The 15,139-nt window shown below is 45.6% G+C and carries 15 protein-coding genes; 6 read left to right on the top strand and 9 right to left on the bottom strand.

The window, feature by feature from the left end:
• Positions 1–36: 36 nt before the first annotated feature.
• Complete coding sequence (gene rpsT, locus ACZ5XY_RS01920; protein WP_201535991.1) at positions 37–303, bottom strand: 30S ribosomal protein S20; 267 nt, start codon at positions 301–303, stop codon at positions 37–39.
• 397 nt (positions 304–700) lie between these two features.
• On the opposite strand from rpsT, the gene ACZ5XY_RS01915 reads away from it, so the two are divergent.
• The 6 genes from ACZ5XY_RS01915 (at position 701) to ACZ5XY_RS01890 (ending at position 8,480) form a co-directional block, all read left to right on the top strand.
• A complete protein-coding gene (locus tag ACZ5XY_RS01915) occupies positions 701–1,399 on the top strand; it encodes an NAD-dependent epimerase/dehydratase family protein (protein WP_464742466.1) in 699 nt (232 codons plus the stop codon).
• A gap of 110 nt (positions 1,400–1,509) precedes the next feature.
• Positions 1,510–2,025, top strand: coding sequence for a ribonuclease E activity regulator RraA (rraA, locus tag ACZ5XY_RS01910; RefSeq protein WP_464743683.1), 516 nt, complete (start codon positions 1,510–1,512; stop codon positions 2,023–2,025).
• A 166-nt stretch (positions 2,026–2,191) separates the two neighbouring features.
• Positions 2,192–5,833: a transcription-repair coupling factor gene (gene mfd, locus ACZ5XY_RS01905; RefSeq protein ID WP_464742464.1), complete on the top strand. Its 3,642-nt coding sequence runs from the start codon at positions 2,192–2,194 to the stop codon at positions 5,831–5,833.
• A gap of 107 nt (positions 5,834–5,940) precedes the next feature.
• On the top strand, positions 5,941–6,372 hold the full coding sequence (locus tag ACZ5XY_RS01900) for an HIT domain-containing protein (protein ID WP_464742462.1): 432 nt from the start codon (positions 5,941–5,943) through the stop codon (positions 6,370–6,372).
• 115 nt (positions 6,373–6,487) lie between these two features.
• Positions 6,488–7,903, top strand: a complete 1,416-nt coding sequence (locus ACZ5XY_RS01895; protein WP_464742460.1) for an adenylate/guanylate cyclase domain-containing protein — start codon at positions 6,488–6,490, stop codon at positions 7,901–7,903.
• Between the two features lie 151 nt (positions 7,904–8,054).
• Positions 8,055–8,480, top strand: a complete 426-nt coding sequence (locus tag ACZ5XY_RS01890; RefSeq protein ID WP_464742458.1) for a hypothetical protein — start codon at positions 8,055–8,057, stop codon at positions 8,478–8,480.
• Positions 8,481–8,528: 48 nt separating this feature from the next.
• On the opposite strand, the gene fdx is transcribed toward ACZ5XY_RS01890, so the two are convergent.
• The 8 genes from fdx to ACZ5XY_RS01850 all read right to left on the bottom strand — a co-directional run bounded on the left by fdx (position 8,529) and on the right by ACZ5XY_RS01850 (position 15,069).
• Positions 8,529–8,867, bottom strand: coding sequence for an ISC system 2Fe-2S type ferredoxin (fdx, locus tag ACZ5XY_RS01885; RefSeq protein ID WP_464742456.1), 339 nt, complete (start codon positions 8,865–8,867; stop codon positions 8,529–8,531).
• A 64-nt stretch (positions 8,868–8,931) separates the two neighbouring features.
• Positions 8,932–10,809, bottom strand: a complete 1,878-nt coding sequence (gene hscA / locus ACZ5XY_RS01880; protein ID WP_464742454.1) for a Fe-S protein assembly chaperone HscA — start codon at positions 10,807–10,809, stop codon at positions 8,932–8,934.
• A gap of 151 nt (positions 10,810–10,960) precedes the next feature.
• Complete coding sequence (hscB, locus tag ACZ5XY_RS01875) at positions 10,961–11,524, bottom strand: Fe-S protein assembly co-chaperone HscB (protein WP_464742452.1); 564 nt, start codon at positions 11,522–11,524, stop codon at positions 10,961–10,963.
• Between the two features lie 33 nt (positions 11,525–11,557).
• A complete protein-coding gene (gene iscA, locus ACZ5XY_RS01870; RefSeq protein ID WP_464742450.1) occupies positions 11,558–11,878 on the bottom strand; it encodes an iron-sulfur cluster assembly protein IscA in 321 nt (106 codons plus the stop codon).
• A gap of 161 nt (positions 11,879–12,039) precedes the next feature.
• A complete protein-coding gene (gene iscU, locus ACZ5XY_RS01865; protein ID WP_464742448.1) occupies positions 12,040–12,432 on the bottom strand; it encodes a Fe-S cluster assembly scaffold IscU in 393 nt (130 codons plus the stop codon).
• Positions 12,433–12,446: 14 nt separating this feature from the next.
• Complete coding sequence (locus tag ACZ5XY_RS01860; protein WP_464742446.1) at positions 12,447–13,673, bottom strand: IscS subfamily cysteine desulfurase; 1,227 nt, start codon at positions 13,671–13,673, stop codon at positions 12,447–12,449.
• Positions 13,670–14,170, bottom strand: a complete 501-nt coding sequence (locus ACZ5XY_RS01855; RefSeq protein WP_464742444.1) for an Rrf2 family transcriptional regulator — start codon at positions 14,168–14,170, stop codon at positions 13,670–13,672. The genes ACZ5XY_RS01860 and ACZ5XY_RS01855 overlap by 4 nt, the downstream gene beginning before the upstream one ends.
• 257 nt (positions 14,171–14,427) lie before the next feature.
• Positions 14,428–15,069, bottom strand: a complete 642-nt coding sequence (locus ACZ5XY_RS01850) for a hypothetical protein (RefSeq protein WP_464742442.1) — start codon at positions 15,067–15,069, stop codon at positions 14,428–14,430.
• Between the last annotated feature and the right edge of the window lie 70 nt (positions 15,070–15,139).

The raw sequence follows: 15,139 nt of genomic DNA, 5'->3' as shown, positions 1-15,139 counted from the left end.
TATCGTTGTTAAAAACTATAGCTTTTAAAGGTAAGCTTAAGCTTGCAAAGCTTTGATGGCTTTATTCAAGCGGCTCTTACGGCGAGCGGCTTTGTTTTTGTGAATAATGCCTTTGTCAGCCATACGGTCGATAACAGGAACCGCTTTTTTGTAAGCTTCGGTCGCCGCTGCGTAATCTTGAGTGGCGATTGCAGCGTCAACGCGCTTAAGATAAGTGCGAACCATTGAACGCTGTGATGCCGCATGTTGACGACGTTTGGTATTTTGACGGGCGCGTTTACGAGCTTGAGCAGAGTTAGCCACGCGAATCTCCTTGAAGATAAAGTGATAAAGGTTGATTGCAAAATTCAGTGAACCAATAAGGCCGACGAGCAGCCGTCTCGTCAAAATGATGCCGATGATTCTCATCAATGGTGCTAAAGCTGCTGGGAATATGTAGCAACGCTAGCGTATAAAGCCGGTTATCTTAGCAAATTCTTAGCCTAAGAACAATATATTTCAAGACCAATCACGCGAAGATTGCAAAAAGAGTCTAACCTTGTAAGATTAAAAAATAATTCAGCAAAAAGTGCGCGCTTTGATAAACTCTTTTACAATAAATCATGCCCAAAATGTTTTGAGATAAGGTAACGTAAAGGGCTGATAGAATCCTGACAGTGCTAAACTGTTGGTAATTTAATGACACAAAGATGAGTAAGCTATGCGGCAAAAAGCGATTGTGATTGGGGCGACCGGCTTGGTCGGTCAACATTTGGTGGAGCAGCTCGGCGCGCTTTATGACACCTTGATTGTGATTGCCCGCCGCCCGCCGCGCTTTATCAATAGCCGGATGCGCTTTTATCAGGTTAATGATTTTGACAATTTAACAGAAGTGTTTGCAAGCGTTGGCGCGGACGCAAAAACGGACGCGTTCAGCTGCCTTGGAACGACCAAAAAGCAAGCCGGAAGCGATGAGGCGTTTTTTAAAGTTGACCATGATTATAACGTCACTTTTGCCAAATTGTGCCGCGATAAAGGCGTTCAGCACTTTTTTTTATTGTCGGCGATGAATGCCGACAAGCGCAGCCGCTTTTTTTACAATCGGGTGAAAGCAGAAACCGAGCAATCAATTATTGGGCTTAATTTCAGCCGCTTGGTGATTTTTCGCCCCTCGCTGCTGCTTGGCAAACACAAAGGTCGACCGCTTGAAAGCATCAGCCAAAAAGCCTTTTCGCTAATTGCGCCGTTGGTGTCAGAATCCCTGCCGCTGCGACCCATTTCAGCACAAAGGGTAGCTATCGCCATGGCAATGAGCGCCCAAGCCGTTTATGAAAGTGGCAAATACCGCGAAACTGCGTATCCGACCGTGGATATCATCGAAAATAAGCAACTTCTGGCTATGACCCGCGTAAAGCATTAGGCGATTGGCGGCAGTTATGCTATGTTATGGTCGATAATTTTTACTAAGATTTTGGTAAAAAATTAAATAAATCTCAATAAAAAAAGCATGGAGCAAAATCAATGACAAAGATGACCAAAGATAACTTTGTAACTTGTGATTTGTTGGACGACAACCCAGAATCGCAAGTTTGCCTGCCCAATATCGAGGGTAAATCGTTTTATAGCTTTGGCGGTAAAGACAAATTTTGCGGTCAAATCGTGACGGTAAAATGCTTTGAGGACAACAGCCGCGTCAAATCCCTGCTTGGCTCAAACGGTCGTGACGATAATGGCAATGGCAAAGTTTTGGTCGTTGATGGCGGCGGCTCAATGCGCTGCGCCCTGCTTGGCGATATGATTGCCGAATCTGCGGTCAAAAACGGTTGGGAAGGGGTGGTGATTTACGGTTGCGTCCGTGATGTCGATGCGATGGCAGAAATGGACTTAGGCGTGATGGCAATCGGCTGTATCCCGCGCAAATCAACGCGCCGTGATGAAGGTCAAACCGATATTGAAATCAGCTTTGGTGATTTGACGCTGAATTCTGGAATGTATATTTATGCTGATAATAACGGCATGATTGCAAGTGATAAGCCGCTGATTTAATCTGGTCTATATTTATAAAAAATCTCAGTCCTCACTGGGATTTTTTACTATGAAAGCGTGTTTAACGGGCTTTTGCAATCACAAACCGTTACGGCAATCGTTTTGGTCAATTGCCAAGACTTTCGTATAATAGTTCTTAATCTTATTATCTTAATTTTTAACCTTTATGCCTATCTCTGCTTTAACTGCTGCCTTTGCTCCGATTAACGAGCAACTTTTTCCGATTATCAAAAATGAGCGCCGCTGGCTTGCCCCAGTTTATGGCGCGGTTGGTAGCTTATGGCTGTCAAGCCTTGTCAATACTGACCTTTGGCAGTTGGACAAGCGCCTAAAAGTGGTGGTCGCTCGCAACCAAAATCAGCTTAATCAAATCGAAACCGAGCTTGCCTTTTGCGGCGTTGATGCCTTTGTGTTCCCTGACTGGGAGACGCTCAGCTACGATGAACTGTCGCCGCATCAAGATATCGTCAGCGAGCGCATCAATTTATTAACGGAAATGCCAACCTCCGGCGTTCTACTTATTTCTATTCAAACGCTGATGCAACGGGTTGCGCCGCCAAGTTGGCTTATCGGTCAGCATTTTGACTTAAAGGTTGGTGATACTTTTGATATTAACAATCAGCGCGAACTATTGACCAAAGCGGGCTACCGAGCGGTTGACAACGTGTTTGAACCGGGGGAATTTGCGGTTCGCGGTAGCATCGTCGATATTTTTGCGATGGGGCAGCCGTTCCCGATGCGCCTTGATTTATTTGATGATGAAATCGATAGCATTCGCTTTTTTCATCCAGAAACACAAAGGACGCTCACCCAAGAGGATTTGGCAAATATTATTGCTGGCAAAGATGACAACATTCGCCAAGAGTCGTTGTCGCTGCTGCACAAACTGCCAGATGTTTCAAAGCCGATTAAACAGTTTCAAATTTTGCCGGCAAAAGAATTTCCACTTGATGAGGGTCGCGAAACCTTTCGAACCAATTTTGCCGCGATGTTTCCCAACACCAGTAGCCGAAAGTTTGAGCTGCATCAAGATGTGATGTCGGGGATTGCCAGTAGCGGTTTGGAGTATTATCAGCCGCTATTTTTTGACCAAGACAACTGGCAGGCGGAGGGCAATTTGTTTGCCTATTTGCCAAAAGATGCGCTGCTGATTACCGATGAGCTGATTAGCGAAAACCAAGCGGAATATTGGTCGCAAATTCAGCGCCGCTATGAAGAGCGCCGCCATGATATCGACAAGCCCATTTTGCCGCCTGAGCTGCTGTATTTGCCATCAAGCTTGCTTAATGAATATTTAAACGGTTATCCGCGCGTGATTTTGGGCGCTGATGATAAGATAATTGAGGCAAAAGAAGGCGCTCAAGGTTTGGTTACCTTACCTGCCTTGCCGCCGCCAGAATTGCCGGTAAATCATCAAAAAGCTGAGCCGCTTGCCGCGCTTTTGGATTTTTTAGCGGAAAATTTAAGCGCGCCGATATTGATTGTCGCAGAAACGGCAGGTCGCCGCGAGATTTTAACCGAGCTGTTTAAAGGTAAAATTAACACCAAAATTTACCCAAGTTTTAAAGAATTTTTAGCTGAAAATGACATCACTAGTCAAAGTCGTGGCTTGCCGACCGTTGGCTTGACGGTAGCGCCCATTGAGCGCGGGGTGTTTGTCCCTGAGCGTTTGGTGATGATTAGCGAGACGCAATTGTTTGGCAGGCAAGTGCTACAAACGCGCCGCCGCCGTCAAAGTGGCGTTTCTGAGGAATTTTTGGTCAAAAGTGTGACCGAGATGACCGAGGGCAGTCCGGTCGTTCATATTGAGCATGGTATTGGTCGCTATGATGGCTTGATTACGCTGGATGTTGGTGAGGGCGAGCAAGAATTTATCCATTTAAAATATGCCGATGACGCGAGCATTTACGTTCCCGTTGCCAATTTAAATATGATTAGCCGCTATAGTGGCGGCGACTCTGCGCTTGCGCCGTTGCATAAAATCGGTAGCGGCAAATGGGATAAAGCCAAGCAAAAAGCCCTTGAGCAAATTCATGACGTTGCCGCCGAACTGTTAAACATGCAAGCGCGCCGCGATGCTAAAGTGGGTATTCATTTTAACATTGACATGGCGCATTACGATTTGTTCGCCAGTCAATTTGCCTTTGAAGAAACGCCCGACCAAGCCAATGCTATTCATGCGGTCATGCATGATATGAAGCAAAATAAGCCGATGGATCGCCTGATTTGTGGTGATGTGGGCTTTGGCAAAACCGAAGTTGCCATGCGAGCGGCATTTATTGCAGTAAGCGCCGGTTATCAGGTGGCGGTACTTGTGCCAACGACGCTGCTTGCCGGTCAGCATGAAGATAACTTTTTGGACAGATTTGCCGATTGGCCGGTTCGCATTGAGTCGTTATCGCGATTTGGCGGCAAAAAACATCAAGAAAAAGTGCTTGCCGATTTAGCCGACGGTAAAGTAGATATTGTCATTGGCACGCACAAACTATTGCAGCCGGATGTCAAATTTGCCAATTTAGGACTTATGATTGTTGATGAAGAGCACCGCTTTGGCGTTCGCCATAAAGAGCGGATTAAAGCGATTCAAACCAACGTTGATAGCCTATCTATGACGGCAACGCCCATCCCAAGAACGCTGAATATGGCGCTGTCGGGCATGCGCGATATGTCAATTATCGCCACGCCGCCTGCGCGCCGATTGGCAATTAAAACCTTTGTCATGCAAAAAACAGAAGCGCTGATGAAGGAGGCAATTTTGCGCGAATTGCTTCGCGGTGGTCAGGTTTATTTGCTGCATAACGATGTTGCAAGCATTGAGCGAATGGCAGAAACCATCCGCGAATTGGTGCCAGAGGCTCGCGTTGGTGTGGCTCACGGTCAGATGCAAGAGCGTCAGCTTGAGCAAATCATGCAGCAGTTTTACCATAAAAAGTTTAACGTTTTGGTTTGTACCACCATTATTGAAACCGGAATTGACGTTCCAAATGCCAACACCATCATCATTGAGCGTGCCGATAAGTTTGGGCTTGCGCAGCTGCATCAGCTTCGCGGTCGTGTGGGTCGCAGCCATCACCAAGCCTATTGCTATTTGCTCGTGCCATCACTTAAAGGCTTAAAAGGTGATGCCAAACGCCGCCTTCATGCCATTGAGCGCGCCAATACGTTAGGCGCAGGATTTATGCTGGCAAGTGAGGATTTAGAAATCCGCGGGGCAGGGGAGATTTTAGGCAAGCAGCAAAGCGGTAACATGCAAGCGATTGGCTTTAGCCTTTATATGGACATGCTTGAGCGCGCCACCAAAGCCATTAAAGCCGGTCGTGAGCCGGATTTAAGCTCGCCGCTGTCTTTAACCAGTGAAATTAATTTGCATGCTTCCGCGCTTATTCCGGAGGAGTATTTACACGATGTTCATCAGCGGCTGTTGTTTTACAAACGCATTAGCAATGCTGAGGACAAAGCGGCGCTGATTGATATTCGCACCGAAATGATTGACCGCTTTGGCGTGTTGCCTGAGCAAACCCGCCAGCTATTTGCCGTTCATCAGTTGCGGCTATTGGCTGAACCGTTAAAAATTAACAAAATCGATGCCAGTACCTCAAGCGTTACCCTAGAGTTTGCGCCGGATACGCCTGTTGAAGCGTTGGCAATTATTAAACTGATTCAATCTGATGCCAATCATTTTAAAATGAACGGCGCCTCAGCCATTCGCTTTAGTAATTCAGAAAAATTGACCACGGCGCAATCCCGAGTTGACACGGTAACCGAGCTACTCAATTATTTTAATGAAAATATTACGGATTCGGTTTAATTGGCGGCAGTTAAAGCTAAAGGCGGTTAAGTCAGGATTAAGGTGCTATGCCAAACTTAGGAATTTTGCTAAACTAGCTAAAATTACTAAAATGAGCCATCGACACTATGTTTCAACTGCACCCAAAGCTTGCCGCCGACAGTTTTTTGGTAGGAGATTTTCCCTTATCGACCTGCCGCTTGATTAACGACTGCCAATTTCCGTGGCTGATTTTGGTGCCGCGCGTCTCAGGGGTCAAAGAGCTTTATGAATTAAGCGAGTCGGATCAAGCTCAGTTTTTACGCGAGTCAAGTTGGCTGTCAAGTCAGCTTGCCAAAACCTTTCAAGCCGATAAAATGAATGTCGCCGCCCTTGGCAATCAAGTGCCGCAATTGCATTTTCATCACATCGTCCGTTATCAAAACGACAGCCAGTGGCCAAATCCGGTTTGGGGCGTTCCTGCCGTGCCGTATTCGCAAGAGATTTTAACCCAAATGCAGCAGGCGCTCATGATGGCGCTTCGCGGTCACCACCAAATGCCATTTGATTGGCGGATGTAGTTATTAAGGATCATTGCGGTTGAAACGTATGGTTCCTTGTGATTAAAATGGTTAAATTATTTCTTGAGAAAACCTATAATTATTGACCATTTTCTTATTGCAGCGGATGCCAATCATGTCTTTTTTGAGCCGGCTAATTGAGGTTTATGGGTTAAAAGCAACCGGCAATGCTAAGGGTCGATTTGACTATCCTGAAGCGTTTGTGCTGATTATTGCGGGCATTTTTTCAGCGTTATATTTTGAATTCAGCCCAAGTTCGATGGCGCGCTTGGTGATTGTCGTTTTGCCAAGCATCATGATTTTGGTGTATAACTACTACCGAGCCCCAAGCTTTTGGACGTCCAATATCGTTGTTATTTTGCTGGCAACCATGATCGGGTTGTCACAGTTTTGTAGCGTGATTTCACTTAGCCTTGCTATGTTGATAGGGTTTCGGGTGATTGTCAGCGAGAGTGAGGATCGGTTAAAGCTTGTCAGCGTTGCGGTAATTACCAGCTTGATGTTTTATTACGTGAGTATCACGTTAAACGGCAAATATACGAACTGTAATGAGGGATTTTTACCACCAACGGTATTGTTTATCAGTATCAGCACGATATTGTGGCAATATTGGAAAGTGAATCGAAGCTATCAGCGCTATTTTAAAACCGCCAGCCGGTCACGCGAGCGGCTCACGACCATGGTTTCGGTGATTAATAAACTGACCCGCTTTGTGCCGCCGCAAATTTGGCAGCCGATTGTCAAAACCGACAGTCCGGTGGTCGTGTCTAATAAACGCGCCAAATTAACCATCATGTTTTCAGATATCGCCGGATTCACCGAGCTTTCAGAAAGCTTAAGTGCGGATAATTTGTCTGAAATTTTAAATACCTATATGCAAAGTATGACCGTAATAGCCAACCGTCATGGGGCAGTTTTGGATAAGTTTATCGGTGATGGTATGGTTTGTTTTTTTGGTGAACCAACCAGCCGCGGGGTACGCCAAGATGCGCTAGACTGCGTTGCCATGGCGATTGATATGCGCCGCGAGATGCGCAGCCTTCGGCAAACTTGGCGCTTGATGGGGTTTGAGGGGCTTTACGTTCGCATTGGCATCTCAACTGGCTATTGTCACGTTGGCAACTTTGGCAGCAGTAACCGAATGAGCTTCACCATTATTGGTAAAGAGGCAAATTTAGCATCAAGGCTTGAAAGCGCAGCCGGAAAAAGCGAAATTTTAATCAGCCAAGCCACTTATGACTACATTTGCCATGATTATGAGTGCGAGTTTGCAGGGACATTTAATCTTAAAGGCTTTGATGAAAAAGTCGCCGCTTGGCAGGTTCTTGACCCTAACAATCAGCGCGGCGAGCTGTCTAAGTGGATGGATCACACCTTGCCTGGGTTTAATTTGCATTTAAACTTTAAAGACATTAAAAATTACGATTATCAAGAGATTAAAAGACGCTTAAATTTTGCCTTAGAGCGTCTTGAAAAAGAGCAGCGCGCTAGTATAGAAAATGATAAGGAAGACAATAACCTAATGTCTTAATCAATAAGAAAATTACTGCTAAGAATAGCGACCAGCCAATAAAATCCATTTAGCAGTTGCTAAAAAAACAGTATTTGTTTACTATTTTAATGACTACTGAACGTTATTTATAAGGCGTGGGTTTAATCAAGCCATCACAAGGAAGCCTGCCATGAAAGCTAATCGCGCAATTTGTCTCATATTGATGGCAACGCTGTTTTATTCACTGTCTGCTTCCGCCGCTTATCTTTGTAGCTATACCGCTCGCATATCGCCGAGCGATAAAGTTAACTCTAAAGGCATATCAATTGCCCAAAACTACAGTAATGCGACCGTCGCCGGCATTTTGCGCCAAGACCGTGCCAATTTTTATGAGTTTAATAAAGGCGATTTTGAAGATTCAGGCGACTGCTTGTTTTCCTCAAAAGCAGCTCGTGCCAATATGCAAAAGTCGCTAACCGCCGGAAAAATTCCTCAATACGCCAAAAAAATCATCGTCGATGGCAATCCGCTCATCAATGTTGATGTTTATAGCAGCCACGTTGAAGTCGATATTTTAGAATCCAACTACAAACAACCGCAAAGCCGAATTCGCTAAGCGGTTATTAAAAAAATTAAGGCAAAATAAAGCAAGTCATTATAAAAATTAATGATTTTCTTTGGCGTGATTGAGGGTGTATTTGGGAATTTCAATTGTCAAATCTGTATCTTCAACGATGACTTGGCAAGATAGCCGTGAATCCGGCTCAAGTCCCCAAGCTCGGTCGAGAAGGTCAGCTTCAATATCGTCCATTTCCTCCAAGCTATTAAAGCCTTTACGAACCACCACGTGGCAAGTGGTACAAGCTTTTGACATCTCGCAGGCGTGCTCAATTTTAAGCCCCTGTGCCAGCAACGATTTGCAAAGGTTGCCGCCGGACTCGACGTCAACTTCAGCGCCTTCAGGGCAAATTTCGTGATGGGGAAGAATAGTGATTTTTGGCATGGTAACAATCCGGCTTAATGAATTAAAATATTTAAAATAAAATAGCAATGTCGATTCAATGGGCTTACCAGTCTTTAGCGCTGGTTCCGGCAAGGCTTGATTGAACGCTTTGGTTCATAATTTTGGCGGCAAAAGCATCGCTAAACGGTTTTAAGCTTGCTTGCTTTTGGTCAATGTCGCTCACATTGTCAAAAGCTAAGGCGTCTTGAAGGGCGCTCATTTGCTCACGCAATTGCGCTTGCTCGTCATCACTTAATAGCTGACCAAAATCTTTTAATGCCGATTCAAGCGCTAACAGTTCGCGATTGGCTTCAACTTTGGTTTCAATTAACGAGCGCGCTTGCTTATCTGCTTCAGCGTTTTGGAATCCGGCGATGAGCAGTTGCTCTTTTTGTTCGTCGGATAAGCCATAAGAGGGAGTGATTTCGATTTGGCTTTCAGTTTTGGTGGTCGTTTCTTGGGCGCTGACGGTGAGCTGACCGTTGGCATCAATGCTAAAGGTAACTTCAATTCGCGCAAAGCCTGCCTTCATCGGCGGAATGCCAAACAATTCAAAACGACCAAGCGAGCGGCAGTTGTCCACCGTTTCGCGCTCCCCTTGAACGACATGAATCACCATTCCGGTTTGACCGTCTTGATAGGTGGTAAAAACTTGCCGGCGCTTGACGGGAATCGGGGTATTTCTTGGAATAATTACCTCAACCAAGCCGCCCATGGTTTCAAGTCCCAACGACAATGGCGTCACATCAAGCAATAATAAATTGCTGCTGTCTTTATTAATCAGCTGATTTGCGGTTTGCGCTGCGCCTAAAGCCACAACTTCGTCAGGATTTAATTTACAAAGCGGTTCTTTACCAAAAAAATCACCGACGACGTGTTGAATGGCGGGCATTCTGGTGGAGCCGCCAACCAAAACGACCTCATCAAGATTGTCAGCGGTTAATTTGGCATCACGAAGCACTTGCTCGCAAACGCTAATCGTTCGGCGGCTGACAGGGGCAGCAATCGCTACTAAATCAGCGCGGGTTAATTGACCGTTAAAGGCTTGAGTATTAACATTAATAGTAACGGCAACGCTGTCATTGTCGGTTAGCGCTTGCTTGAATGCTTTTGCCTGTTGCGCGAGCACTGATTTGTCATGAAGGCTGACATCTTTTGGATCGATGCCGGCTTGTTTAATCAGCCAATTGACAAGCAGTCGGTCAATATCATCACCACCAAGCGCACTATTGCCGCCAGTTGCGAGCACTTCAAACACGCCATCGCTGAGCTTTAAAATCGACACGTCAAAAGTGCCGCCGCCCAAATCATAAATCAAATAATAATGCTCGCGGTCATCTTTTGGTTTGTCCAAACCATAAGCCACGGCAGCAGCAGTCGGTTCATTTAATAGCCTAAGCACATGAATTCCAGCAGCTTCGGCAGCGTCTTTGGTTGCTTGGCGCTGAGCTTCATCAAAATATGCCGGAACGGTAATCACTGCGCCTGAAATGCTGTCATCGGGAAGGGCAGCAGCAGCGCGCGCTTTTAATACTGCTAAAATCCGCGCCGAAACTTCAACGGGCGATTTTGCCCCTTGATGGGTGACAAAGGCAGGCATGGCGTCATCTTTGCCCTCAAGCTGATAAGGATGCGAGAACTTAATATCCGTTTTGCTGCGACCCATAAAGCGCTTTGCCGAAATAATCGTGTTTTGTGGATCATCGCTGACATACTCAAGCGCTTTTGCGCCAACTATCGGCGCGCCCTCTTTTGGAAAATAAACCACCGAGGGCAACAGCGTATCTTTATCGCTATCTGAACCGGTATTTAGTACTCTTGCTTTTCCCGATTGAACCACCGCGACTAATGATCGCGTTGTTCCAAGATCAATGCCAAGCCCAAAGCGATGCTGATGCGGTTTGCTGCTTTGGTTGGGTTCTGCAATTTGTAATAAAGACATATCATCACTCAGATAACAAATAAATAACCTCAGGCGAAAGGAGCCTGATTCCCTAGCTCTTCAGCTTAAATTTTCAGTGTTGCAATTTTAATCCTGCTAATTATACGGTATAAGGCGCTTTATTTTAACTTCCTTTTTTAAGCGCCTTTTATCAAACGTATAAATCGTCGTCATCGCTATTTTGGCTGGTCACCGAATCAAGTCCACGCGCCACATCGGCTGCAAGCTTCACCAAAAATTTCAGCTTTTGGGTCGCATCAATTGACGTCTCCCAATCGCCTGCCTCATAGGACAATAAAAAACGCTTGGATTGCGCTTGCAGGCGGGCATCTATTTGTGGCTTTAAAGCAGTGAGAGTTGCCGCATCGCTGCTATCAATGGCATCGTCTAAATCCATTCGCAGCTGCATGGCGTCATCTAAAAACTCAATATCAGCAATGGACTGCTCTAAATTCTGACCTTGATTGGCAAGAGTCAGTAAATACGCTGCTCGGCTATCGGGGTGGCTGAGCGTTTGGTAAGCTTGGTTAATGACCGCTGAGGCTTGTTCTGCCGCTTGCCGAGCTTTTATATCCTCTTGATTGACATAGTCAGGATGATACTGTTTTTGCAGTTGCCGAAGCTGATTGTCAAGCTCTGATTGCGACAACTCAAACTGAATGGGCTGACGAAACAAGGTAAAATAATTTTCAAACGGCGCGCTCATGGTAGCCATAAAAAGTAACCTTAGCTGTATGGGGATTAAACATTAAACGGTAAACGACTCACCGCAGCCACATTCGCCTTTTTGATTGGGGTTGGTAAATTTAAAGCCTTCGTTTAGACCTTCTTTTTCATAGTCCATTAATAGACCGTCTAAATAAACCAAGCTTTTGGGGTCGATAAAAATACTTACCCCATGGCTTTCAAAGCGCGTATCAGCGCTGTCTGGCGTGTCCACAAATTCAAGGACATAAGCCAATCCGGAGCAACCAGCAGTTCGGATGCCCACGCGGATGCCTTCACCATGACCACGGTTGTCTAAAAAGTCGCGCACGTGCTGAGCGGCGCGTTCTGTCATCTCAATCATGCCAACTCCTTAATTTGTCTCATTATAAAATTTTAGGATAGAACTTATTAAAAATAAAGGTGACAAAAACTTTGGTTATTGTCACCCAAGCCGCCCTGACAATGATGGCAAGACGGTATGATAAAACGGTCAAAAGTTAAGCATGACCTAAAGCGGCTTCTTTATTCGGCAGCTTCCGTATGCTTACTTTTATAATCGCTAATTGCCGCTTTAATCGCGTCTTCAGCTAGGACTGAGCAGTGAACTTTTACTGGCGGTAGTGCCAATTCTTCTGCGATGTCCATGTTCTTGATTTCGCCGGCTTGCTCTAAGCTTTTGCCTTTGAGCCACTCAGTGACCAATGAGCTTGAGGCAATGGCGGAACCACAGCCGTAAGTTTTAAAACGGGCATCTTCGATAATGCCGTTGTCGTCAACTTGGATTTGTAGGCGCATCACATCACCACAAGCGGGCGCGCCAACCATTCCAGTACCAACATTTTTGGCGTTTTTGTCAAGGTTTCCCACATTACGTGGGTTTTCATAATGGTCAATTACTTGGTTACTATAAGCCATGAGAGTTCTCCTTATTAATGATCAGTCCATTCAACCGAATCTAAATCTACGCCTTCTTGATACATATCCCAAAGCGGCGAGAGCGCGCGAAGCTTATCCACCGCGCCATGCATTTGGCTGATGACGGTGTCGATGTCCTCTTCAGTGGTGTAGCGCCCAAAGCTAAAGCGAATCGAGCTGTGCGCAAGTTCATCGGAGCGCCCAATGGCGCGAAGTACGTAAGAGGGCTCAAGGGTGGCTGAGGTACAAGCTGATCCTGACGATACGGCTAAGTCTTTCAGTGACATCATCAGCGACTCGCCTTCAACAAAGTTGAAGCTGATGTTAATGATGTTCGGAACGCTGTGATCCAAATCCCCGTTTAAATAAATCTCTTCAATGTCTTGCAGACCATCCCAAAGCTTTTGGCGAAGTTTGCTAACGTGAGCGTGATCTTCGTCAAAGCGCTCGTTTGCCAAAGCAAATGCCGCGCCAAGCCCAACGATTTGGTGGGTAGCCAGCGTTCCTGAGCGCATGCCACGTTCATGACCGCCACCATGCTGTTCAGCTTTTAAGCGAACGCGAGGTTTTCTGCGAACAAATAACGCGCCAATGCCTTTAGGACCATAAGCTTTGTGACCTGAAAAGCTCATTAAATCGATTTTCATTTTTTCAAGGTCAACACGGATTTTACCAACGGACTGCGCGCCGTCAACGTGAAAAATAACGCCGGCCTCACGAGTAATCTCGCCAATGGCTGCCACATCGGTAATCGTGCCAAGCTCGTTATTGACCATCATCAGTGAGACTAAAATCGTATCATCGCGAAGCGCTTCTTTGACTTGTTCAGGTAAAATCAGTCCTGTGCCTTTTTGTGGCTCAAGGTAAGTGATTTCAAAACCTTCTTGCTCAAGCGCTCGGCAAGTATCTAAAACCGCTTTATGCTCAATTTTACTGGTAATAATGTGTTTGCCGCGACCTTGATAAAAGTGCGCCGCCCCTTTAATGGCTAAGTTATCAGACTCTGTTGCCCCTGAAGTGAAAACAATCTCGCGTGGGTCAGCATTGATCGTATCCGCGATTTGCTGACGGGCTGTTTCAACCGCTTCTTCTGCTTGCCAGCCAAACCCATGTGAGCGTGATGCAGGATTTCCAAACACCCCTTCAAAGGTCAAATACTCGCTCATTTTGGCCGCAACAGATTTGGCAACCGGGGTGGTCGCGGCGTAATCTAAGTAAATTAAATGGGAATGTTGGCTCATGCTGGGTTTGCCTCGCTGGTCGGTAAAGTGATGGTATTGATGTCTTTCATCATCGTTGGAAGATGCTGTCGTTCTGAGATTGACTGTACATTTTCCATATCTAATAATTGTGCTAAGGTGATATTTTTCAAGTACTGCTCGATATGATTAGAAAGCGCGCACCATAAATCATGGGTCAAGCACATCGTTCCGCCTTGACAATCGCCGCGACCCTCACACTGCATGGCATTCACCGACTCATCCACAGCTGAGATGATGCTCATCACATCAATTTCATCCAATGGCTTAGCTAGGTAATAACCACCCGAGGCGCCGCGAATACTGGTTACAAGACCGCGCTTTCTAAGCTTTGAGAACAGCTGCTCCAAATAAGAGATCGAAATAGATTGCCGTTTGGCAATATCAGATAGCGACACCGCACCGTCTTGCTGACGAGTTTGCAGCGCCAAATCTAGCAATGCTGTCACCGCATATCTGCCTCTGGTGGTTAAGCGCATATCATCTCTCCAAACTAAACAAGCTCTAACAGTTTATCCAAAGATTAAAAAGGCTTATCAATATGATGCTTAGAATAGTCGTTGCTATCAGCTTTGATAAACTGCTCCGTACTGTTATTATATAAATCCTGACTAAATTAGTCAAGATTGTTGAAGAAATAGGCGATAAGGTAAACCGAAGATCAAGATTGATAAAATTAAAGAAAAAGCGCTGAATATTGCCTCAGCGCTTTTTTGTTCATCAAAGCCCGCTTAAATCAGCTCATGACCCAGCCAATAATGGCAATGATCGCGATAATGGTCATAACGATTGTGGCTATCATGAACATTTTTTGCTTGCTTTCAAGTTCTTTTACCGTCGTTTCGAGCTCACGGTTTTTGATCGTTAAATGACTAATTTGCGCTTGCTGCTCACTGATTTTGCGCTTATAGCTTTCGGTTTTTTCTGCTTTTTCACTATCACTAGCCTTAGGGGCTTTACTGCCTGTGACTCGGTTAATGACGCTGTGGATTAGGCTGCCAAGTCCTAATTGGGTGATAAACTGCTTCACCAACTGAACTTGGGCGCTATCACCACGCATCTGCAAGCTTTCGGTTTTTTGGGCATCATGAGTTGCCACCGCCAGCAAGACTTGCAAACTATAAGCATTGATCACCACATCCGGCTCAAAGTCATCTTCAGGCGTCGCCAAATCTAGCAAAACGCCTTTATAGCTAAAGGTGGCAAACACCTCAATATGCGGTAAATACAAGCGCAAACTTACCCTCGTACCTTGTTTGGCAAGGGGGTAGGCGGCGCGCCGAAGCGCAGGATCGAGTCTTAATAGCAGCGTGAGCGCCGACTCAATGAACACCAAAACAATATTTAAAAACGAGTGAGACAATGTTGAGCGCTTCATGAATTCCATCCATTATTATTTTTTATGATTAAAAAATGATTAAAAATCTCTCAAAACCTTACAATACTTT

It is taken from the genome of Psychrobacter sp. GTC18467, from assembly GCF_055397455.1.
This window is presented reverse-complemented; position numbering and strand designations above follow the sequence as displayed.